Here is a 21,191-nt window from a genome sequence, read left to right as displayed (position 1 = left end):
GTGATCCCGGGTCCGCTTCTGGAGGTAAGACCATGTCCGACGCACCGACCGATGAGGCGGCGACCCCGAACCTCTCGTTCGAGGGCAGCACGCCGTACGAGGACTACGTGCAGGCGTCCGTACTGACCCACTTGCAGCACCCGTTGTCCGACGAGCCCGGCGAGATGGCCTTTCTGGTCACCACGCAGGTGATGGAGCTGTGGTTCACGTTGCTGGTCCACGAATGGACCACCGCGGCGGCGGCGCTCAGGGAGGACGACCTGCCGACGGCGATGGCGGCGCTCAAGCGCAGCCTGCCGGAGCTGGAGTCGCTGAACGCCTCGTGGAAACCGATCGCCAATCTCACCCCCGCGCAGTTCAACGCGTACCGGTCGGCCCTCGGGGAGGGCTCCGGGTTCCAGTCGGCGATGTACCGGCGGCTGGAGTTCCTGCTCGGGGACAAGTCCGCGTCGATGCTGGTGCCGCACCGGGGCACCCCCAGCGCGCACGCGGAGCTGGAGAAGGCGCTGACCGAGCCGAGCCTGTACGACGAGGTGCTGCGGCTGCTCAGCCGCCGCGGCTACGCGGTGCCCGCCGAGGTGCTGGAGCGCGACCCGGCGCTGCGGTACGAGCCGCACGCCGAGGTCGAGCGGGCGTGGCAGAGCGTGTACGCGGACGCCGACCAGGACACCGAGCTGATCAGGCTCGGCGAGGCCCTGACGGATGTCGCCGAGCTGGTCTGGCGCTGGCGCAACGACCACCTGGTGGCCACGCGCAGGGCGATGGGCGCCAAGTCGGGCACGGGCGGTTCGGCGGGGGTGGCCTGGCTGGAGAAGCGCGCCACGAAGAACGTCTTTCCCGAGCTGTGGACGGCGCGCAGCCATGTCTGAGGCCGTCGCGGCACGGGATGCCGCCCTTCAGGACCGCGCGGACGCGCTGGACGCCGCCGATCCGCTGGCCGCCGTGCGGGACCGCTTCGTGCTGGACGACACCGTCTATCTGGACGGCAACTCGCTGGGCGCGCTGTCCACCGCCGTGCTGCCCCGGCTGAGCGACGTCGTCACCCGGGAGTGGGGCGAGCTGCGCATCCGGTCCTGGGAGGAGAGCGGCTGGTGGACCGCACCCGAGCGGATCGGCGACCGGATCGCGCCGCTGGTGGGCGCCGCGCCGGGACAGGTCGTGGTCGGGGACTCGACCAGCGTGAATGTCTTCAAGGCGCTGGTCGCCGCCGTGCGGATGGCGCCCGCCGACCGCACCGAGATCCTGGTGGACGCGGCGACCTTCCCCACGGACGGCTACATCGCCGCGTCGGCGGCCCGGCTGACCGGTCACACCGTGCGCGCGGTGGACGCGGCCGAGATCGCGGACGCGGCCGGTGACCGTACCGCCGTGGCGCTGGTCAACCACGTGGACTACCGCACCGGGCGGCTGCACGACCTGTCCGCCGTCACGGCGGCCCTGCACGCGGCGGGCGCCCTCGCGGTCTGGGACCTGTGCCACAGCGCGGGCGCGCTGCCCGTCGCGCTCGACGCGGACGGCGTGGACCTCGCGGTCGGCTGCACGTACAAGTACCTCAACGGCGGGCCCGGCGCGCCCGCGTACCTCTATGTGCGGCGTGAGCTTCAGCCCCGCTTCGACTCGCCGCTGCCGGGCTGGAACTCGCACGCCGACCCGTTCGGCATGGCCCCGGCGTACGCCCCGGCGGACGGCGCGCCCCGCGGGCGGGTCGGCACGCCGGAGATCCTGTCGCTGCTCGCGTTGGACGCGGCGCTCGACGTCTGGGACGGTGTCGCCGTCGCGGACGTGCGGGCCAAGAGCCTGGCGCTGACCGACTTCTTCCTGGACTGCGTGGCCGCGCTGGTGCCGTACGGGCGCGCCGAGCCGATCACACCCGCCGACCACGCGGAGCGCGGCAGCCAGGTCTCGCTGCGCTGCGCGGGGGCGGGCGAGGTGATGCGCGAGCTGACCGCGCGCGGCATCGTCGGCGACTACCGGCGCCCCGACGTGCTGCGCTTCGGCTTCACACCGCTCTACACCCGGTACGCCGACGCCTTGCGCGCCGCCCGCGTACTGGCCGACGTCCTGGCCGGCGGACCGGGCACGCCCGTCGCGGCCCGACCCACCGCCGTACCGCAGGAAACCGACCCGCTCGACGTACCCGAAGGGACCACGTAACCGATGTCCGCTGCCGACCCCTCCACGTCCCCGCCCGCCGCCGATGCCGCCTCCGGGCGACGGGCGGCGGCCGAGGAGGCGTCGGCGTTCGGCCACGCTCCGGTGCCGCCGGACGCCACCGCGTCCTACGGCGACCACCCCGACCAGGTGGTCGACTTCTACCGGCCCGCCCCCGCCGAGGGCGCCCCCACCGGCCGTCCGGCCCCGCTGGTGGCCCTCTTCCACGGGGGTGCCTGGCGCGCCGCCCACGACCGCGCCCACGTCTCGCCGCTCGCGGCCCACCTCACCACCCACGGCTACGCCGTCGCGTCGGTCGAATACCGCCGCGGCCCGGCCCTTGAGGCGCCGCAGGAAGGCCGCGACGGCTCGGACCCCGCGCCGGACGCGCTGCCACCGGCCGGGCGCTGGCCCGACACCTTCGACGACGTGGCCGCCGCCCTCGACGCGCTGCCCGCGCTCGCCGTGCGGGCGCTCGGCGCCGACGTGGTCGACCCCCGCCGCACCGTCCTGACCGGCCACAGCGCGGGCGGCCACCTCGCGCTGTGGGCCGCCGCCCGTCATGTCCTGCCCCCTGAATCCCCCTGGCACCGCCCCTCACCTCCCCCCGTACGCGGCGTCGTGGCCCTCGCCCCGATCGCCGACCTCACCTCGGCGATCCGGCTGGGTGTCTGCTCCGGCGCGGTCGTCGACCTGCTGGGCGGACCCGAGCACCTGACGGCACGTCTGCCCGACGCCGACCCCGCCGCGCTGCTGCCCACCGGTATCGCCACAACCATCGTGCACGGCACCACTGACAATGAGGTTCCGTCGCAGGTCAGCCAGGCTTTCGCCCGTGCCGCGGCGGTCGCGGGCGAGGAGGTCGTCGCCGCGTGGCTGCCCGGCACCGGCCACTTCCCGCTGATCGACCCGTCCACGGCGGCCTGCGCGGCCGTCGCGGACGAGATCGCCCAACTCGCCTGGTAGCCGGGGCCGCCCGGCAGCGCGAAGGCCCCCGCCCGGTTCGACCGGGCGGGGGCCTTCGTGTGCGTGCGGTGCCGAGGGGGTCAGCGGGAGCGCTTGGCCAGCCGCTCGACGTCCAGGAGGATCACGGCGCGGGCCTCCAGGCGGAGCCAGCCGCGGCCCGCGAAGTCCGCGAGGGCCTTGTTGACGGTCTCGCGCGAGGCGCCGACGAGCTGGGCCAGCTCTTCCTGCGTGAGGTCGTGGACGACGTGGATGCCCTCTTCCGACTGCACGCCGAAGCGGCGGGAGAGGTCGAGCAGCGCCTTGGCGACGCGGCCGGGGACGTCGGAGAAGACCAGGTCGGACATGACGTCGTTGGTGCGGCGCAGGCGGCGGGCGACGGCGCGCAGCAGGGCGGTGGAGACCTCGGGCCGTACGTTCAGCCAGGGCTGGAGGTCGCCGTGGCCCAGGCCGAGCAGCTTCAGCTCGGTCAGCGCGGTGGCGGTGGCGGTGCGCGGGCCGGGGTCGAAGAGCGACAGCTCGCCGATCAGCTCACCGGGGCCGACCACGGCGAGCATGTTCTCGCGGCCGTCGGGCGAGGTGCGGTGCAGCTTGACCTTGCCTTCGGTGACGACGTACAGCCGGTCCCCGGGGTCACCCTCGTGGAACAGCGAGTCGCCACGCGCGAGCGTGACCTCCGTCATGGAGGCGCGCAGTTCAGCGGCCTGCTCGTCGTCGAGCGCCGCGAAAAGCGGGGCACGGCGCAGAACGTCGTCCACGAGCTCTCTCCTTGTCGACATCGCTGGGATTTCCCCATGATGCATGACGTCTCAAACAGTGCGATCAATCACAAGGATGTCTTATCCAGGCCCGTAGCCGTGCTCCGGGGGTCCGATTGGGGGTCCGATCGGGGTCCGTAAACGGCTCAGGAAGGGCCGAACGGGTGGCCCCTGAGCCGGATTCCGCTATGAGCGAACAACATAACGGCTGGGGCGTCGGAGTGGGCCCTTCGCGCACGGCCGTACGAATTTCGTACGAATTCCTGCGCGCCTGACGGCTCGAACGCCCGCGTCGGCGCGGGTTTACCGGACCTTCGCGGATTTACGGCACCGGCACCGGTTCAGGTGCCGGTACCTGCGCCGCGGTGGACGTGCCCTCGTGGGGGGTCCCCGGTGCTGCCGTCCCCGGCGCCGTCGTCAGGAAGCGCGCGGTCACCGACCGGTTGTATTTGGTGAACATCGCACCCAGCGTGCGTCGTTCCTCCTCGGTCCAGCCGTCGAGCAGCCCCGCCAGGCTCTCCGCGCGCCGGGCGCGTACCTCCTCCATCCGCCGCAGCCCCTCGGCGGTCGGCGTGACGATGCTGCGCCGCCGGTCGGTGGGGGCGGGGGAGCGGGCGACCAGGCCCTGGGTCTGGAGCGCTGCCGCCTGGCGGCCGGCCGTCGAGGGGTCGAGGCCGAGCGCGGCGGCGAGCGAGTTGATGTCCTGCGGGCCGCCCCCGGCCAAGGTGCGCAGCAGCAGGTACTCGGCCCGGTCCAGGGTGTCGTGGATGTCGGTGCGCCGGTAGAACAGCTCGAAATTCCTGACGAGCACGGCGGTCTGATGCTCGATCACATCGAGCGCGGCGGAGGTCCCGTCGGCCCCCTCTGCCTTCTCGGTCCCTGCCACGGCCACTCCAGATCCAGATATCGGTACGATGCACGTGTTAATATCGGCATCATACCGATGAATTCGGCGAGGCCGAGCGGGAGGGGACGCGGTGGGGTCGAGCGGCTGGACGCGCGAGGTCTGGGACCGGATAGTCGGATCGGACCCGGGCCTGCAAAGACTCCGCACGGCGTTCGGCGCGGCGGTCGCCATGAGCACCACCCTGGCGATCGAGTACGGCTACGGGCGCGCCACGCACGCGGGCCCCCAGGGCACCCTCGTCGGCATGCTGCTGGGCACCGTCATGGCGATGATGGGCTCGATGGCGCTGGACGGCACCCAGGTGCTGCCGAAGATCCGCACGGCCGTGTTCTTCCCGGTCGCCATCGGCACCGGCATGGTCATCGGCGTCTCGGTGGCCGGGCACACCGACGCGATGCTCGCGGTCTTCGTCGCCGTCATGTTCGTGGCCGTCTTCATCCGCCGCTTCGGACTGCCGTACTTCTTCTACGGCTTCATGATCTGGATGGGCTACTTCTTCGCCGCCTTCCTCGACGCCCGCCTCGCGCAGCTCCCCGACCTGCTCGCCGCGGTCGGCATCGCCACCGGCTGGGTCCTGCTGCTGTCCACCACCGTGCTGCGCGCCCACCCCCAGCGGACGCTGACCCGCGTCCGCCGCGCCTTCGGCGCACGTGCCGGGGCCGTCGCCCGGGTCTGCGCCGACCTGCTGGAGACCGACCCCGAGGACGTGCGGCGGCTGGCCCGGCTCCGCCGCGAGCTGCACTCGCGCCAGCTCAGGCTCGCCGAGACCGCGCTGGTCATCGAGGGCTGGTCGGCCCACCCCGGCACCCTGCCGCCGGGCCGGTCCGCGGCCGGAATACGCCGCAGGACGCTGGACGCGCATCTGGCGGTGGACGCCGTGGCGACCGCGGCTGACGCGCTCGCGGGCACCGGAGGGCGCCTCGCGCCCGAGGCCGCGGCCATCGCCGCGCACCTGGCGCGCAGCGAATACGCGGCGGCCGAACGGCGGGCCAGGGATGTACTCGCCCTCGTCGACTCCGACGACCCGGTGACGGCCGCGCGCGCCGAACCCGCCACAGATTGCTTCGCCTATCACCTGGCCACCGCCGCCTGGGAGTTCACGGTGCTGGTCAGGGAGGTCAGGCGCGCCGCGGAGGCGGACGTCGGACGATCCCACAACGGAAGCGGGCACAAGGTGCGGCGCCCGAAGGCCGCACAAGGCGCGGCAGACGGCCCCGGCCGCGACCCCCGTCCCGCTCACGGCACCCACGACGACGCTCTCGACGCCCCGGCCGACTTCGCTCCCGCTGTGACCCTGGCCATGGGCGGGCTGCCCGGCTCCGCCGCGGTCGCGGGCGGTGTCTCGGCGCGCGGCGGCTGGCGGCGGCTCAGCGGCCTCTCGCTGACCACGCGGCAGGCGATCCAGGTGGCCGTCGCGGGCACCCTGGCCATCGTCATCGGCCGCGAGCTGTCGGAGGCCCGCTACTACTGGGCGGTGATCGCCGCCTTCATCGCCTTCACCGGCACCGCCACCCGCTCGGAGACCTTCATCAAGGCGACCAACCGCGTCGTCGGCACCCTGCTCGGCCTCGGCGCGGGCATCGGCCTCGCGCACCTGACCGCGGGCCACACCCTGTGGGTGATCGCGGTCATCGTGCTCAGCATGTCCTGCGGCTTCTACCTGGTCAGCCTCTCCTACGCGGCCATGATCTTCTTCGTCACGATCATGGTGTCGCAGCTCTACACCCAGCTCCACGAGTTCTCCGCCGGTCTGCTGATGCTGCGTCTCGAAGAGACCGCCATAGGCGCCGCCATCGGCATAGCGGTCGCCCTGGTCGTCCTGCCGACCAGCACGCGCGACACCGTCAGCAGCGCGCGCGGCAGCTACTTCGCTGCCGTGGGCGAGCTGCTGCACGCCGCCGCCGCGCGCCTGGAGCACGACGGCCGCCCCGACCGCGAGGACGGGTCCGCAAGCCCCGACGGCGCCGACCTCGACGCCCTGGTGCGCGTGGTGGACCACCGCCTCCAGCAGCTCGCCCTGGTGGCGCGCCCGCTGACCCGCCCCCTGGTGTGGGGCAACGACCCGCGCCTCGTACGGCACCGGCTCACCCTCTACGCGGCCGTCACGCGGCAGACCAGGGCCCTGGCGCTCGGCCCGCGCCGCTCACCCGGCCTCGCGCCCGCGCCGCACCTGGCGGAGGCCAGCCGCGCGCTCGGCCACGCGGCCACCGCCCTGGCGCTCGCGCCCGCCCCGCAGGGCCGGCCCGCGGCCGAGGTCGCCCGCGCCCTGCGTACCGCCGACGCGGCGCTCCTGACCAGGCTCCCCGCCGCCGGTACGGTGCTCCCGCCGGTCACCAGGCCGCTGCTGCGGCTACGGCAGCTCCTGCACGAGCTGGCCGTACTCCCGCCGGGACACGGCGTCGGCCGCGGCTTCACCGGGCGCGGCGCGGGCCCCGCCGACACTTCGCGGATCGTCACCGGCTCGCATGCCGCCGGGCCCGTACCGGACAGGCCGCACGGCGTGACGGCCGGTGCCGCGGGGGAGCGCCCCGGACCGGGGGACGACCTCCCGCACGCGTCCGGCGCGGCCGGTGACGGCGCGCCCCGCCGCCCCTGAGCCGCCGGTCGCGGCCCGGCGACACCGCGCCCCGATCGTTGTGGCGCCCTGTGTCGGCGGCGGCCCGTAGGCTGGCGGCATGGCGACGAGTGGTGCGGTGGTCAAGAAGATCAAGAAGGCGAAGGTCGCGCAGACGCATGCGGGACTGGTACGGCAGGCGCGGCGGATCAACCGCGAGCTGGCGGAGGTTTATCCGTACGCGCATCCAGAACTGGACTTCGAGAATCCCTTCCAGCTCCTGGTCGCCACGGTGCTGTCCGCGCAGACCACGGACCTGCGGGTGAACCAGACGACGCCCGCGCTGTTCGCGAAGTACCCGACGCCCGAGGACATGGCGGTGGCCGACCCCGAGACGCTGGAGCAGATCCTGCGCCCGACGGGCTTCTTCCGCGCCAAGGCGAAGTCCGTGCAGGGGCTCTCGGCGGCGCTGCGGGACCGGTTCGGCGGTGAGGTGCCCGGCCGTCTCGAGGACCTGGTGACCCTGCCGGGCGTCGGCCGCAAGACGGCCAATGTCGTACTCGGCAACGCCTTCGGTGTCCCCGGCATCACCGTGGACACCCACTTCGGCCGCCTCGCCCGCCGCTTCGGCTGGACCGCGTCGCAGGACCCGGAGAAGGTCGAGGAGGACGTCGCCGGGCTCTTCCCGAAGTCGGACTGGACGATGCTGTCGCACCGCGTCGTCTTCCACGGCCGCCGTATCTGCCACGCCCGCAAACCCGCCTGCGGCGCCTGCCCGATCGCCCCGCTCTGCCCGGCCTACGGCGAGGGCGAGACGGACCCGGAGAAGGCGGAGAAGCTGCTCAAGTACGAGAAGGGCGGCGCCCCCGGACAGCGCCTGAAGCCCCCGCCGGACTACCCGGGCCAGCCCGCGCCCCCGCTGGCGGCCTCATGACCCACGCGCGGGGGGCGGGCACCGGAGCGGACACGGGTGCCGGGCCGGACATGGGCGCGGGCTTCGGCACGGACCCGCGAGCGGGCCTCGGCGCCGACGCGCGAGCCGGCTTCGGCGCCGATGCCGGAGAAGGCACCGGGGTCGAGATCAGCACGGCCGGGCTGCCGCGGTGGCTCGAACCGGTGGCCGACGCCGTCGCCGGGGTCCGGCCGGAACAGCTCAGCAGCTTTCTGCCGCCCGAAGGCGGCGGGCGGCAGTCCGCCGTCCTGATCCTGTTCGGCGACGGCGACCGGGGCCCCGAGATGCTGCTCATCGAGCGGTCGAGGGCGCTGCGTTCGCACGCGGGCCAGCCCTCCTTCCCCGGCGGCGCCCTCGACCCCGAGGACGGCGACCCGGACGGCGACGGGCCGGTGCGCGCCGCGCTGCGCGAGGCCGAGGAGGAGACCGGCCTCGACCCGACGGGCGTCCAGGTCTTCGGCGTGCTGCCGCGGCTCTACATCCCGGTCAGCGGCTTCGTCGTGACCCCCGTGCTCGGCTGGTGGCGCAGGCCCACCCCGGTCGGCGTGGTCGACCCGGCCGAGACCGCACGCGTCTTCCGGGTGCCTGTGGCCGATCTCACCGACCCCGCCAACCGCGCGACCCTGACCCACCCCAGCGGCTTCCTCGGCCCGGCCTTCCTGGTCGAAGGCGCGCTGGTCTGGGGTTTCACCGCGGGGCTGATCGACAGGATCGTGCAGTTCGCGGGCTGGGAGCGGCCCTGGGACCGCGACCGCAAGGTGCCGCTCGCCTAGGGCGTGTCCGCGCCGTACCCCGCCTCTGCGGGGCTCGTACGGCGGTCCCCGGGCGCGCGTGCCGGGGCTCCGCCGAGGGGTGTTCGGGGGGTGTCCGGGGCGAGTTCGGCCCCCTGGTGCCGGTCATCGGCCGTACCGCGCAGGTCACCTGGGCCGTACGGTGCCGTCGGGCGGGGCGGCCATGAGACCGTGTCCAGGTGAACGTGCTGGACTTTCTGCTCATCCTCGCCGCCGTCTGGTTCGCCGTGGTCGGTTACCGGCAGGGCTTCGTCGTCGGAGTCATGTCGGTGGTCGGCTTCCTCGGCGGCGGTCTCGCCGCGATCTATCTGCTGCCGCTGTTCTGGGACAAGGCGACGGACCACTCCTCGCCGGGCTCGGTCGCGGTGATCACCGCCGTGGTGGTCGTCATCGTGTGCGCGTCGGTGGGGCAGGCGTTCACCACGCACCTGGGCAACAAGCTCAGGACCCGCATCACGTGGTCGCCCGCCCGCGCCATCGACGCGGGCGGCGGCGCGCTGGTCAATGTGCTCGCCATGCTGCTGGTGGCCTGGCTGATCGGCAGCGCGCTGGCCACCACCGCGCTGCCGACGATAGGCCGCGAGGTGCGCTCGTCCAAGGTGCTGCTCGGCGTCTCCAGGGTGGTGCCGCAGGAAGCCGACACCTGGTTCACCGACTTCAGCTCCACCCTCGCGCAGAACGGCCTGCCGCAGGTCTTCGGGCCCTTCGGGTCCGAGCCGATCACCTCGGTGCCCCCTCCCGACCCGAACCTCGTGCACAGCGCCGTCGTCACCGACGCCCGCCGCAGCATCGTCAAGATCGTCGGCACCGCGTCGGGCTGCGGGAAGGTCCTCGAAGGGTCCGGCTTCGTTTTCGCCAAGGACCGCGTGATGACCAACGCGCACGTCGTCGGCGGCGTCTCCGAGCCCACCGTGCAGATCGGCGGCAAGGGCCGCCTGTACGACGCCCGCGTGGTCCTCTACGACTGGCAGCGCGACATCGCCGTCCTGGACGTGCCGCGCCTGAACGCGCCGGCGCTCACGTTCACCAGCGGCGACGTACAGTCCCGCGACGACGCCATCGTGGCCGGTTTCCCGGAGAACGGCGCCTTCGACGTACGCGCCGCCCGCGTCCGCGGCCGTATCGAGGCCAACGGCCCGGACATCTACCACCGCGGCACCGTCCACCGCGACGTCTACTCGCTGTACGCGACCGTCCGCCAGGGCAACTCCGGCGGCCCGCTGCTCACCACGAACGGGCAGGTGGCGGGCGTCGTCTTCGCCAAGTCACTCGACGACTCGAACACCGGTTACGCGCTCACCGCTGACGAGATCCGCCCGGACATCGCGGCGGGCAGGGCGGCGAGCCAGCAGGTCGACACGGAGAACTGCGCGCTGTGAGGTGACCGACGGACGGCCCGGCGTACCTGTCGGCCGGGCCGTCCGTCGGCCGGGCGGTCACTGCGCCCTGGCGTGCCGCAGTCGGGCGCCGACCCAGCGGGCCCGGCGCCGCAGGATGCGCGGGATTCCGATCTGGGGCTCCCCCGGCGGGAGCACGGCCAAGGGCGCCCCGCTGTTGACGGAGACGGAAGTGTTACGGCGATTGCGTGATACGTCACGGTAGTCGTGCGTCCAACCCATACGAAGCTAAGTGCCCGCAGCCCTTGGTCGGTAATCGCCCTTCGGTCGCCCGGTTGGCGTATGCGTCCGGCATTTTGCGGATCATATGACCGACACGCGGACGCCTGATGCGTACGGGGCGGGCGCGCTGGCAGAGGGACACCTGATGGCGGGTCAGAGCCTCGCTGAGGGTGAGTCAGCTACGGCGCGAGGCCGTGCGGAGGCGGCGGCTTGGGCCCGTCGGGAGCGTACGGCTCAGCGGTCCGGCTCCGGGTCCTTCAGCCAGTTGATCAGCTCGGTCGAGAACGCGGCCGGGTCCTCCTCGTGCGGGAAGTGCCCCAGGCCGTCGAAGAGCCGCCAGCGGTACGGCGCCTCGACGTACTCCCCGCTGCCCGCCGCGCTGCGGCTGCGGATCGCCGGGTCGAGCGAGCCGTGCAGGTGCAGCGTCGGCACCCGGACCGGCCGCTTCATCCGCCGGTTGAACTGGATGCCGTCGGGCCGCGCCATCGACCGCACCATCCAGCGGTACGGCTCGACCGCGCAATGCGCCGTCGAGGGGATCTGCATCGCGCGCCGGTAGACGTCCACGGCCTCGTCGTCCGGCAGCCGCGGCCCCGACCACTGGTGGATCAGCCGGCCGACCAACTCCGCGTGGTCCGCCACCAGGTGACGCTCCGGCAGCCAGGGCGACTGGACGCCCCAGATGTAGGCGCCCGACTTGCTGTGCCGCAGATCGGTCAGCATCGCGTTGCGCCAGCGGCGCGGGTGCGGCATCGACTCGACCGCGAGGCGGCGTACGAGCTTGGGCCGCATCGTCGCGGCCGTCCACGCCAGGTAGCCGCCGAGGTCGTGGCCGACCAGCGCGGCGTCCGGCTCGCCCAGCGACCGGATCACCCCGGTGACGTCGAGCGCGAGGTTGCCCGCGTCGTAACCGCGCGGCGTACGGTCGCTGCCGCCCACCCCGCGCAGGTCCATCGCCACCGCGCGGAAACCGGCCTCGGCGAGTGCGGGCAGTTGGTGCCGCCAGGTCCACCAGAACTGCGGGAAGCCGTGCAGCAGGAGGACGAGCGGCCCGTCGCCCATCTCGGCGATGTGGAAGCGGGCGCCGTTCGCGGCCACGTCACGGTGGGTCCACGGCCCTTCGAGGCGGGGGACGGAACCGCCGCCGCCCGCACCTGACGGCCCGGTTCCCGGCCCGTTCCCCGAGCCGTTCCGCGACTCTTCTCCCGAACCGCTTCCGCTGTCGTTTCCCGTGGCACTGCCCGACCTGCCGACGACCCTCATGGTGGAGAGAGTGTCACATCTTCAGGTCGGGTGCTCTGGTCGAACCGGCCATCGAATCCGGCCCGGCGCCGGACACCGAATCCCGGACGCCGCCGCGTCCCGCGTCCCTGTCCGCGCGGGGCAGCGCGGGCTTGGCGGCGGCCTTGTCCAGACTCGTGGCCGTGTCCTGCGGACGCGGGTGCGGCTTCGCGTTCTTCATCACCGCGGCGGTCTGCTTGGCCGACTCGATGGAGCGCTCCGGCTTCTTCACCTTCTTGAACCGGCCGTACGCGATCAGGCCGAGGAGCGCGGCGATCAGCACGTACGCCCCGGCGACGATCAGGAACGACCACCCCAGGGTGATCCCGAGCGCGTGGATGCCGTACGCGGCGGCCATGCTGAACATCGGCATGGCGAAGAAGGCCAGGGTCAGGGCGACACCGATCGCGCCGCTGCCGAACAGCGCCCGCTTCACGTCCTGCCGCAGTTCCACCTTGACGAGGGCGATCTCGTCGTGCACCAGGGCGGAGACATCCGCCGTGGCGGAGGCGAACAACTGGCCGAGGCTGCGCCCGTCGTCGTCGTGGGCTGCGCTCATTGCGTCCTCCGTCGTCAAATCGTTGTCGTTCCGTCAGATCATGCCTCAGCCGGAGTCATCTCCGCCGTCGCCCCCGGCCAGACGGGCGAGCCTGCGGTGTTCCGCGGCCTTCCGTTCCAGGATCTCGGCCATCCGCAGGTGGTAGGCGGGCTGGTCCTGCTCGTACACGTCGGGGACCCCGTCGCCGTCCTCGTCGCGCTCCTCCTCGTCGCACAAGGCGCGGTATTTGTTGTTCCGCAGCTTCAGCAGAATCGTCGCCAGCACCGCGGAGAGCAGCGAGCCGACCAGGACGGCGGCCTTCGCCTCGTCGGCGAGCAGCGCATCGTCCTTGAAGGCGAGTTCGCCGATCAGCAGGGAGACGGTGAAGCCGATCCCGGCGAGCGAGGCGACCGCCAGGACGTCGGGCCATTTGAGGTCGGCGTTGAGCCGCGCCCGGGTGAAGCGGGCCGCCAGCCAGGTGCCGCCGAACACGCCGACGATCTTTCCGACCACCAGTCCGATCAGCACACCGAGCGTCTCGGGCTTGGTGAACACATCGCGCAGCGAGCCGCCCGAGACCGCGACCCCGGCAGAGAACAGGGCGAACAGCGGTACGGCAAGGCCCGCCGAGATCGGCCGCACCAGGTGCTCGATGTGCTCGCCGGGAGATTCGCGCTCACCCTCGCGCCTGGTGCAGCGCAGCATCAGTCCCATGGCGACGCCCGCGATGGTGGCGTGCACGCCGCTGTTGTACATCAGGCCCCAGATGACCAGCGCCAGCGGCACGTACACGTACCAGCCGCGTACTCCCGAGCGCAGCAGCAGCCAGAAGACGACCAGCCCGGCCGCCGCTCCGCCGAGCGCGGCGTAGTTGATCGAGGAGGTGAAGAAGACGGCGATGATCAGGATGGCGAAGAGGTCGTCGACGACGGCGAGGGTGAGCAGGAAGGCGCGCAGCGCGGCGGGCAGGGCGGTGCCGATGACGGCGAGGACCGCGAGCGCGAAGGCGATGTCGGTGGCGGTGGGGACGGCCCAGCCCTTGAGGGAGCCGCCGCCGGTGGCGCTGACGACGGTGTAGAAGATCGCGGGGACCGCCATGCCGCACACGGCCGCGATCACCGGGAGCGCGGCGGCCGAGGGGGTGCGCAGCTCGCCCGCGACCAGTTCGCGCTTCAGCTCGATGCCCGCCACGAAGAAGAAGACGGTGAGCAGGCCGTCCGCCGCCCAGTGCGCGACGGACAGGTCGAGGCCGAGCGTGGAGACGCCGAAGTGGAAGTGGCTGACGCTCTCGTAGCTGTGGTGCAGGGTGTTCGCCCAGACCAGCGCGACCACGGCGGCCACCAGGAGCAGGACTCCGCCGACGGTCTCCGCGCGCAGCGCGTCCAGGACGAAGGTGCGTTCCGGGAGCGGCAGCCGTCCGAGGACGGTGTCGGCGCGACGGCGCGGTTGCTCAGTCACGCGGGTACTCGGTCATGGGGGCGGCCTCCTGGGCGGGTGCGGCTGGCTGCGGACACAGGTGTCCCGTGTGCCGACCAGACTTCCCGGCGCGCCCTTAAGTTTTGTCGCGATCCTGCCGCGATGTGTTGTCAGCCTAACCCGAACGTGTGAGGGGCGTCCCGGTGGTTGCCGGGGCGCCCCTCACGGGTGTGGTCGCGCGGGTGTGGCCGCGCCGGGTGTGTGCCGGGGGCCGGGGGTGTCAGTCCTCGCTGGGCGCGCTCGGCAGCTTGCTCTGGATGAGGTCCATCACCGTGGAGTCGGTGAGGGTGGTGACGTCGCCCAGCTCGCGGTTCTCCGCGACGTCGCGCAGCAGGCGGCGCATGATCTTGCCGGAGCGGGTCTTGGGCAGCTCGTTGACGATGAGGATCCGCTTGGGCTTGGCGATCGGGCCGAGCGCCTTGCCGACGTGGTCGCGCAGCGCGCCCGCGAGGTCCGCGCTGTCCTCCGCGGTGCCGCGCAGGATGACGAACGCCACGATGGCCTGCCCGGTGGTGGCGTCGGCGGCGCCGACGACGGCGGACTCGGCGACCTTCGGGTGCGAGACCAGCGCCGACTCGACCTCGGTGGTGGAGATGTTGTGGCCCGAGACGAGCATGACGTCGTCGACCCGGCCGAGCAGCCAGATGTCGCCGTCCTCGTCCTTCTTGGCGCCGTCGCCCGCGAAGTAGCGGCCGGGGAAACGGGACCAGTAGGTGTCGATGTAGCGCTGGTCGTCGCCCCAGATGGTGCGGAGCATCGACGGCCACGGCTCGGTGAGGACCAGGTAGCCGCCGGAGCCGTCCGGCACCTCGTTGGCCTCGTCGTCCACCACGGTCGCGGCGATGCCGGGCAGCGCGCGCTGCGCGGAGCCGGGCTTGGTCTCGGTGACGCCGGGCAGCGGGGAGATCATCATGGCGCCGGTCTCGGTCTGCCACCAGGTGTCCACGATCGGGGTCCTGCCGCCGCCGATGTGCTCGCGGTACCAGACCCACGCCTCGGGGTTGATCGGCTCGCCGACGCTGCCCAGCACGCGCAGGCTCGTCAGGTCGAACTTCGCGGGGATGTCGTCGCCCCACTTCATGAACGTACGGATCGCGGTGGGCGCGGTGTAGAGCAGCGTGACGCCGTACTTCTGCACGATCTCCCAGAACCGGCCCTGGTGCGGGGTGTCCGGCGTGCCCTCGTAGATCACCTGGGTGGCGCCGTTGGAGAGCGGGCCGTAGACGATGTACGAGTGGCCGGTGACCCAGCCGATGTCGGCGGTGCACCAGTAGACGTCGGTCTCCGGCTTGAGGTCGAAGACCGCGTGGTGGGTGTAGCTGGCCTGGGTCAGGTAGCCGCCCGAGGTGTGCAGGATGCCCTTGGGCTTACCGGTGGTGCCCGAGGTGTAGAGGATGAACAGCGGGTGCTCGGCGTCGAAGGGCTGCGCGGTGTGCTCCGCGGACTGGCGCGCGGTGATCTCGTGCCACCACACGTCCCGGCCCTCGGTCCACTCCACGTCCTGGCCGGTGCGGCGCACCACCAGGACGTTGGTGACCTGCGGGGAGCGGGAGACGGCGTCGTCGATGGCGGGCTTGAGCGCGGACGGCTTGCCGCGCCGGTAGCCGCCGTCGGAGGTGATGACGAGCTTGGCGTCGGCGTCGGCGATCCGGGACGCGACGGCGTCGGCGGAGAAGCCGCCGAAGACCACCGAGTGCGCGGCGCCGATCCGGGCGCAGGCCAGCATCGCGATGACGGCCTCGGGGATCATCGGTAGGTAGACCGCGACCCGGTCGCCCTTCTCGACGCCCAGCTCGGTCAGCGCGTTGGCGGCGCGGGAGACCTCGTCCTTCAGCTCCGCGTAGGTGATGCTGCGGCTGTCGCCGGGCTCGCCCTCGAAGTGGATGGCGACCCGGTCGCCGTTCCCGGCTTCCACATGGCGGTCGACGCAGTTGTACGCGACATTCAGCTCACCGTCGGCGAACCACTTCGCGAACGGCGGGTTCGACCAGTCCAGGGTCTGCGTGGGCTCGGTGGCCCAGGTCAGACGGCGGGCCTGCTCGGCCCAGAACCCCAGCCGGTCGGCCGCCGCCTGCTCGTACGCGTCCGCCGTGACGTTGGCGGACGCCGCCAGTTCGGCCGGGGGAGCGAACCGCCGCTCCTCCTTCAGCAGGTTGGCCAGGCTCTCGTTGCTGCTCACGCCAGCTCCTTGTCAGGGTGTCCCACATGTCCCAGCACTACCTCACCAGTCCTGGGCCACCCTGACAATAGCTACCCGAAAAATGGTTTAGACCTTTGCGGCCTCCCGGGCGGTGTCCGGTGCGGCGTCGGGCCCCACCGCCGCGAACACACTCGTCGAACCGTCCAGGATGTACGCCTGCGCCTCCGCGACATGGAAGTACATGCCGTGCAGTTGGAGCGTGCCCTCGCTGACCCGACGCGCCACGCAGGGGTGCGCCATCAGGTGTTCGAGCTGCTGCATCACATTGACCAGGCTCAGCCTTTCGAGGTCGTCGGCGACCGGCCGGTCCGCCAGCGCCACCTCGCCGCGGCCGAGTCTGCCGATCCGGTTGAGCCGCGCCAGGCTGGGGCGGCCGTGCCGCAGCCACCGGGCCAGCGGGGTCTGCGCGCCCGGCTCGTGGTCGGAGCCCAGCAGCGCCTGCATCGCGCCGCAGCCGGAGTGTCCGCACACCGTGATGCTGGAGACCTGGAGCACGTCCACCGCGTACTCGACGGCGGCGGCCACCGAGTCGCAGGAGGCGTCGGAGCCGGGCGGCGGCATCAGATTGCCCACATTGCGCACCGTGAAGAGGTCACCGGGACCGCTTGAGGTGATCATGCTGGTGACCAGCCGGGAGTCCGCGCAGGTGAGGAAGAGCTGGCCGGGCCGCTGTCCTTCGCGGGCCAGCCGCGCCAGCTCCTCGCGGACCAGCGGCGCGGTGTTGCGCTGGAAGGCGCTGACGCCGCCGAGCAGTTGACCGCCGCTGGTGGCGGGCACGGTGCCGGAGCGGGTGCAGTGGTGGTTGCGCCACGGCGTCCAGGGGCGGCAGGCGTGCGCGCTCACCGGTTCGCTGACGGTCCGTCCGACCGCGTCGCCGAGCGTCGCGTGTCCGCCGCGCGAACGGTGCCTGGCGCACCAGGCGTTCAGCGCCTCGTAGGCCGCGTGGTCCATGAAGGAGCCGTCCAGCTCCACCACCGCGTTGGCCCCGTCGGGGACCTGGGCGAAGGCCCGGGTCAGCCGGGGCACCGCCAGGAACGTCAACTGGCCGGTGACCCGCACCCGGTGGCACTCCGGCTCCTCGGTGACGGTGATCCGCGTGTGCGTCAGGCGGCGCAGCGACAGGCACAGCGCGACCACGATCCCCGCGATCACGCCCTGGAGCACACCGAACAGCACCACGGAGCCGAGCGTGGCCGCGTACACCGGGAATTCGCGGTGCCGCTGGACGTGTCTGATGTGCGCGAAGCTCACCATGCGGACGCCGACCAGCATCACCAGGGCGGCGAGCGCGGCCAGCGGGATCAGCTCCAGCGCCCAGGAGGCGAGCCCGGCGCAGAGCAGCACCCACACGCCGTGCATCACGGTGGCGCGGCGCGTCACGGCGCCCGCTTCGACATTGGCCGAGCCGCGGATCGCGCCGCCGGCCACCGGCAGGCCGCCGAGCAGGCCCGACACCATGTTGGCCGCGCCCTGGCCGAGCAGTTCGCGGTCGAGCTTGGCCGGCGGGGCGTGCGGTCCCGGCCGCCGGCCCTGGAGGGTGTCGATGGCGACCGCGGACAGCAGCGACTCCATGCTCGCGACCAGGGTGACGGTGAGCACGGCGGCGACCACCCCGAGGACCGGCCCCGAGGGCAGGGTGGGCAGCACGGGCGCGCTCCACGCGGGCAGATTCACCCGCGGCAGCGACAGTCCCGCGCTCACGGCGGTGGCCAGGACGACTGCGGCCAGCGGCGCGGGAATCGCGCCGAGCAGCCGTCCCGCCCTGCCTCTCAGCCGCCGCCAGCCGAGCAGTACGGCCACGGTGATCGCGCCGATGGCGGGTGTGGCCGGGTTGGTGACCGCCAACTGGCCGGGCAGCGCGGTGATGTTGTCGAGGGCGGAGCTCTGCGGGCTGCCGCCGAGGACCACATGGAGCTGGCCGAGGGCGATGACCGTACCGATGCCCGCGAGCATGCCGTGGACGATGGCGGGACTGACCGCGAGCGCGGATCTGGCCACCCGCGCCATGCCGAGCACGAGCTGCGCGAGCCCGGCGAGCACGGTGATGGCGCAGGTGCTGCGCCATCCGTAGCGGTGGACGAGATCGGCGGTGACCACGACCAGGCTGGTCGCGGCGCCGCTGACCTGGAGGGGCGCCCCGCCGAGCAGCCCGGCGACGATGCCGCCGACGACCGCGGCGACGAGGCCGGACTGGAGAGGCGCCCCGGTCGCCAGCGCGAGGCCGAGCGACAGCGGGACGGCGATCAGGAAGACCGTGATCGAAGCGGACAGATCGGACCGGTGGATTCTCTGCATAATTCCCGTCTCCTTCGGTGGGCGGCGGGACGTGATTGCGGAGCGTTATCGCTCGCTACTCTCAAGCGTCAGTAAATGGAGAGTAATCGACTGACTGCGGAGAGTGAAGTCCAGAGGTCTGATCGGGGCTTTATTTACTGCTATCGAGTGAATTGGCAGATAAACGGCCAGGTCGTTGCGGTCACGACAAGGCCGCATGTCACTTTTTGGGTAAATCCCTTTTTCTGTGATGTGAGGTACGAATGCACTCCCTGCGCAAGGCACCGGCGCTACTCGCCGTAGCCGCGCTGGCCGCGGGCGCGGTCGCGTGCTCCGCCGCCGGCGGCTCGGGCTCCGGCACCGGATCAGCCGCCGGGTCCGGCCCCGGCGCCGCCCCGGCCGTCGGCCGCGCCGAGCCCGGCAACGCGGGCACCCGCCCCGAAGCCGCGGCGCCCCACGCCGTCCGGCTCATCGGCGACGGCTCGACCGCCGACACCGGCCCGCAGCCCCATCAGCCGGTCTTCACGCGCCTCAAGCCGGGGGAGCGACCGCCGCAGCTCGTCGTGTTCTCCTGGGACGGCGCGGGCGAGGACAGCCAGAAGCTCTTCTCGCACTTCCGCGAGGTCGGCGAGCGCTACAACGCGGCGATGACGTACTTCCTCAGCGGCGTCTACCTGCTGCCCGGCGACCACAAGGACGTCTACGCCCCGCCCAAGCACCCGCGCGGCGCCTCCGACATCGGCTTCAACGACCGCCAGGGCATCACCGACACCCTGCGCGAACTGCGCCTCGCCTGGCAGAACGGCAGCGAGATCGGCACCCACTTCAACGGCCACTTCTGCGGTCCCAACGGCGGCGTCGGCACCTGGTCGAGCGACGAGTGGTCCAGCGAGATCCAGCAGGCCGAGGGCTTCGTGAAGAACTGGAAGACCAACTCCGGCCTCACCAAGCTCGACCCGCTGCCCTTCGACTACAGCAAGGAACTGGTCGGCGGGCGCGCCCCGTGCCTGGAGGGCCAGCACAATCTCATCCCGGCCGCCAAGGCCGCGGGCTTCCGCTACGACGCCAGCTCGATCGGCGGCCGGCAGACCTGGCCCTCCAAGATCGACGGCGTCTGGGACTTCCCGCTCCAGGACATCCCGGTGCCGGGACGCGCCTTCGAGACGCTCTCCATGGACTACAACTTCCTCGCCAACCAGTCGGGCACCGTGCACGGCGACCCCGCCAAGCAGGCCGCCTGGGGCAAGCAGATGCACGACGGACTGGCCGCCGCCTTCGAGCGCGCCTACAACGGCAACCGCGCCCCGCTCTTCATCGGCGACCACTTCGAGTCCTGGAACGGCGGCGTCTACATGAAGGCCGTCGAGGACACCGTCAAGGAGGTCTGCGGCAAGGAAGGCGTGCGCTGCGTCAGTTTCAAGCAGGTCGCGGACTGGATGGACGCGCAGGACCCTGCGGTGCTCGCGCGGCTGCGGACGCTGGACGTCGGCCAGGCGCCCAAGGGCGGCTGGAACACCTTCATGGGCGGAGCGCCCGCCGCCGCGACGGCGGGCGGTCCCGAGCGGATCAGGCCGGCTGTGCGCTAGCGGCCGCTGCGGGGCGGGGCAACTGCTCGTGCTGTTCCCGTTCGCCGAGTACGAAGTCGGGGTCGACCTGCGCCGCCAGGTCGGCGCCCGTCTTCGCGTTTCCCCAGCTCTCCGCGTTCTTGAGGTGGAAGTGCACCATCTGCTGGGTGTAGCGCGCCCAGTCCCTGCGCTCATACGTGGCGTCCGCCCGTTCGTGCAGCGTGCGCAGCGCGCGGCGGTTGTCCTCCTCCAGCCGCGCGAACCGCGGCGGCCTGCCCTTCTCCATCGCGCGCACCCAGTCCGAGTGCCCGACGGTGACCAGCAGGTCGTCGCCGACCTCGGCGCGCAGGAAGGCCAGGTCGTCCGCGTCCCGCACCTTGTTGCCGACGACCGCGAGATCGACGCCGAAGTTGCGGGCGTACTCCTTGTACTGGCGGTAGACGGCCACACCCTTGCGGGTCGGTTCGGCGACCAGGAACGTCATGTCGAAGCGGGTGAACATCCCGGAGGCGAAGGAGTCGCTGCCCGCCGTCATGTCCACGACCAGGTATTCGTCGCGGCCGTCCACCAGGTGGTTCAGGCAGAGTTCGACCGCGCCGACCTTGGAGTGGTAGCAGGCGACGCCGAGATCGGACTCGTTGAAGGGGCCGGTGACCATCAGCCGCACGGTGTCGCCCCCGGTGTTCCCCGCGCTCTCTGTGTCCCCGTCGTCTCCGTGGCCTCGGTCCAGGTGCACGGTGCGCGCGCAGGCCGCGTAGACGGGGTTGTCCTCGACCAGCCGCAGCAGCCGGGATCCGTGGCCGGGCGGGGTGGTCTTGATCATGGTCTCGGCGGAGGCGATCCGGGGGTTGGCACCGCGCAGGTATTCCTTGATCTCCGGCAGGTGCGCGCCGAGCGCGGGCAGCGCGGCGGCGTCGTCCTCCGCCAGCCCGAGCGCCGGGCCGAGGTGCTGGTTGATGTCCGCGTCGATCGCGACGACCGGTACGCGGGAGGCGGCGAGATGGCGGATGAAGAGGGAGGACAGCGTGGTCTTGCCGCTGCCGCCCTTCCCGACGAAAGCGATCTTCATGTTCGCCAAGCGTAGTGGCACGGATACGGATCGTGAGCGTTTGGAGTGGGGAAGGCCACTCTTTCGGGGTCGTTCCGCGGGTTGGGGGGTGGC

Annotated in this window: 17 protein-coding genes; 8 read left to right on the top strand and 9 right to left on the bottom strand. The window is 72.3% G+C overall.

Annotated features, from left to right (window positions below; all coding sequences use genetic code 11):
• Positions 1–32: 32 nt before the first annotated feature.
• From ACFZAM_RS00215 to ACFZAM_RS00205, 3 genes are read left to right on the top strand one after another with little or no spacing between them, the layout of a single operon-like run.
• Positions 33–869: a tryptophan 2,3-dioxygenase family protein gene (locus ACFZAM_RS00215; protein WP_355346201.1), complete on the top strand. Its 837-nt coding sequence runs from the start codon at positions 33–35 to the stop codon at positions 867–869.
• The gene (gene kynU / locus ACFZAM_RS00210) at positions 862–2,154 is read left to right on the top strand and encodes a kynureninase (RefSeq protein ID WP_391041558.1); all 1,293 of its coding nucleotides are present in this window, start codon (positions 862–864) and stop codon (positions 2,152–2,154) included. The genes ACFZAM_RS00215 and kynU overlap by 8 nt, the downstream gene beginning before the upstream one ends.
• 3 nt (positions 2,155–2,157) lie before the next feature.
• Positions 2,158–3,117, top strand: coding sequence for an alpha/beta hydrolase fold domain-containing protein (locus ACFZAM_RS00205; protein WP_391041556.1), 960 nt, complete (start codon positions 2,158–2,160; stop codon positions 3,115–3,117).
• Between the two features lie 80 nt (positions 3,118–3,197).
• Here ACFZAM_RS00205 and ACFZAM_RS00200 read toward each other — a convergent pair whose 3' ends face one another.
• Both ACFZAM_RS00200 and ACFZAM_RS00195 read right to left on the bottom strand, forming a co-directional pair.
• Positions 3,198–3,872, bottom strand: coding sequence for a Crp/Fnr family transcriptional regulator (locus ACFZAM_RS00200; RefSeq protein WP_033174884.1), 675 nt, complete (start codon positions 3,870–3,872; stop codon positions 3,198–3,200).
• A gap of 322 nt (positions 3,873–4,194) precedes the next feature.
• Positions 4,195–4,758: a MarR family transcriptional regulator gene (locus tag ACFZAM_RS00195; protein ID WP_391041553.1), complete on the bottom strand. Its 564-nt coding sequence runs from the start codon at positions 4,756–4,758 to the stop codon at positions 4,195–4,197.
• 190 nt (positions 4,759–4,948) lie between these two features.
• On the opposite strand from ACFZAM_RS00195, the gene ACFZAM_RS00190 reads away from it, so the two are divergent.
• The 4 genes from ACFZAM_RS00190 to ACFZAM_RS00175 all read left to right on the top strand — a co-directional run bounded on the left by ACFZAM_RS00190 (position 4,949) and on the right by ACFZAM_RS00175 (position 10,455).
• Entirely contained in the window at positions 4,949–7,375 is a 2,427-nt protein-coding gene (locus ACFZAM_RS00190; protein ID WP_391041551.1) for an FUSC family protein, read from the top strand.
• A 79-nt stretch (positions 7,376–7,454) separates the two neighbouring features.
• Complete coding sequence (gene nth / locus ACFZAM_RS00185) at positions 7,455–8,267, top strand: endonuclease III (protein ID WP_391041550.1); 813 nt, start codon at positions 7,455–7,457, stop codon at positions 8,265–8,267.
• Positions 8,264–9,058: an NUDIX domain-containing protein gene (locus ACFZAM_RS00180; protein ID WP_391041548.1), complete on the top strand. Its 795-nt coding sequence runs from the start codon at positions 8,264–8,266 to the stop codon at positions 9,056–9,058. The genes nth and ACFZAM_RS00180 overlap by 4 nt, the downstream gene beginning before the upstream one ends.
• Before the next feature lie 197 nt (positions 9,059–9,255).
• The gene (locus ACFZAM_RS00175; protein ID WP_391041546.1) at positions 9,256–10,455 is read left to right on the top strand and encodes a MarP family serine protease; all 1,200 of its coding nucleotides are present in this window, start codon (positions 9,256–9,258) and stop codon (positions 10,453–10,455) included.
• 57 nt (positions 10,456–10,512) lie between these two features.
• Here the strand turns inward: ACFZAM_RS00175 and ACFZAM_RS00170 are convergent, their stop codons facing one another.
• From ACFZAM_RS00170 to ACFZAM_RS00145, 6 genes are all read right to left on the bottom strand, one after another.
• The gene (locus ACFZAM_RS00170; protein WP_223187240.1) at positions 10,513–10,695 is read right to left on the bottom strand and encodes a hypothetical protein; all 183 of its coding nucleotides are present in this window, start codon (positions 10,693–10,695) and stop codon (positions 10,513–10,515) included.
• 234 nt (positions 10,696–10,929) lie between these two features.
• The gene (locus tag ACFZAM_RS00165; RefSeq protein ID WP_391041544.1) at positions 10,930–11,958 is read right to left on the bottom strand and encodes an alpha/beta fold hydrolase; all 1,029 of its coding nucleotides are present in this window, start codon (positions 11,956–11,958) and stop codon (positions 10,930–10,932) included.
• Between the two features lie 13 nt (positions 11,959–11,971).
• Positions 11,972–12,535 carry a phage holin family protein gene (locus ACFZAM_RS00160; protein ID WP_355346170.1) on the bottom strand — a complete coding sequence of 188 codons (564 nt, stop codon included), beginning with the start codon at positions 12,533–12,535 and terminating at the stop codon, positions 11,972–11,974.
• A 45-nt stretch (positions 12,536–12,580) separates the two neighbouring features.
• Complete coding sequence (nhaA, locus tag ACFZAM_RS00155; protein ID WP_391041542.1) at positions 12,581–13,972, bottom strand: Na+/H+ antiporter NhaA; 1,392 nt, start codon at positions 13,970–13,972, stop codon at positions 12,581–12,583.
• 238 nt (positions 13,973–14,210) lie between these two features.
• Positions 14,211–16,169, bottom strand: a complete 1,959-nt coding sequence (gene acs / locus ACFZAM_RS00150) for an acetate--CoA ligase (RefSeq protein WP_355346164.1) — start codon at positions 16,167–16,169, stop codon at positions 14,211–14,213.
• Between the two features lie 87 nt (positions 16,170–16,256).
• On the bottom strand, positions 16,257–18,485 hold the full coding sequence (locus ACFZAM_RS00145; protein WP_391041539.1) for a SulP family inorganic anion transporter: 2,229 nt from the start codon (positions 18,483–18,485) through the stop codon (positions 16,257–16,259).
• A 242-nt stretch (positions 18,486–18,727) separates the two neighbouring features.
• Between ACFZAM_RS00145 and ACFZAM_RS00140 the strand changes: the two genes are divergently transcribed.
• Positions 18,728–20,050 (top strand): hypothetical protein, encoded by a 1,323-nt coding sequence (locus ACFZAM_RS00140; RefSeq protein WP_391041537.1) that lies wholly within the window; start codon positions 18,728–18,730, stop codon positions 20,048–20,050.
• On the opposite strand, the gene ACFZAM_RS00135 is transcribed toward ACFZAM_RS00140, so the two are convergent.
• The gene (locus ACFZAM_RS00135) at positions 20,031–21,098 is read right to left on the bottom strand and encodes an ATP-binding protein (protein ID WP_391041535.1); all 1,068 of its coding nucleotides are present in this window, start codon (positions 21,096–21,098) and stop codon (positions 20,031–20,033) included. The two genes, ACFZAM_RS00140 and ACFZAM_RS00135, sit on opposite strands and share 20 nt — an antisense overlap.
• Positions 21,099–21,191: the final 93 nt, after the last annotated feature.

The organism is Streptomyces sp. NPDC008079 (genome assembly GCF_042957385.1).
Classification (GTDB): Bacteria; Actinomycetota; Actinomycetes; order Streptomycetales; family Streptomycetaceae; genus Actinacidiphila.
The sequence above is the reverse complement of the archived record's forward strand: the minus strand, read 5'-3'. Positions and strand labels throughout refer to the sequence as shown.

What these genes read in the sequence shown, in the direction of transcription:
- ACFZAM_RS00215 (WP_355346201.1), top strand. Translation starts at nt 33, where the DNA reads ATGTCCGACGCACCGACCGATGAGGCGGCGACCCCGAACCTCTCGTTC.
- kynU (WP_391041558.1), top strand. Translation starts at nt 862, where the DNA reads ATGTCTGAGGCCGTCGCGGCACGGGATGCCGCCCTTCAGGACCGCGCG.
- ACFZAM_RS00205 (WP_391041556.1), top strand. Translation starts at nt 2,158, where the DNA reads ATGTCCGCTGCCGACCCCTCCACGTCCCCGCCCGCCGCCGATGCCGCC.
- ACFZAM_RS00190 (WP_391041551.1), top strand. Translation starts at nt 4,949, where the DNA reads ATGAGCACCACCCTGGCGATCGAGTACGGCTACGGGCGCGCCACGCAC.
- nth (WP_391041550.1), top strand. Translation starts at nt 7,455, where the DNA reads ATGGCGACGAGTGGTGCGGTGGTCAAGAAGATCAAGAAGGCGAAGGTC.
- ACFZAM_RS00180 (WP_391041548.1), top strand. Translation starts at nt 8,264, where the DNA reads ATGACCCACGCGCGGGGGGCGGGCACCGGAGCGGACACGGGTGCCGGG.
- ACFZAM_RS00170 (WP_223187240.1), bottom strand. Translation starts at nt 10,695, where the DNA reads ATGGGTTGGACGCACGACTACCGTGACGTATCACGCAATCGCCGTAAC.
- ACFZAM_RS00165 (WP_391041544.1), bottom strand. Translation starts at nt 11,958, where the DNA reads ATGAGGGTCGTCGGCAGGTCGGGCAGTGCCACGGGAAACGACAGCGGA.
- ACFZAM_RS00160 (WP_355346170.1), bottom strand. Translation starts at nt 12,535, where the DNA reads ATGAGCGCAGCCCACGACGACGACGGGCGCAGCCTCGGCCAGTTGTTC.
- ACFZAM_RS00145 (WP_391041539.1), bottom strand. Translation starts at nt 18,485, where the DNA reads ATGCAGAGAATCCACCGGTCCGATCTGTCCGCTTCGATCACGGTCTTC.
- ACFZAM_RS00140 (WP_391041537.1), top strand. Translation starts at nt 18,728, where the DNA reads ATGCACTCCCTGCGCAAGGCACCGGCGCTACTCGCCGTAGCCGCGCTG.
- ACFZAM_RS00135 (WP_391041535.1), bottom strand. Translation starts at nt 21,098, where the DNA reads ATGAAGATCGCTTTCGTCGGGAAGGGCGGCAGCGGCAAGACCACGCTG.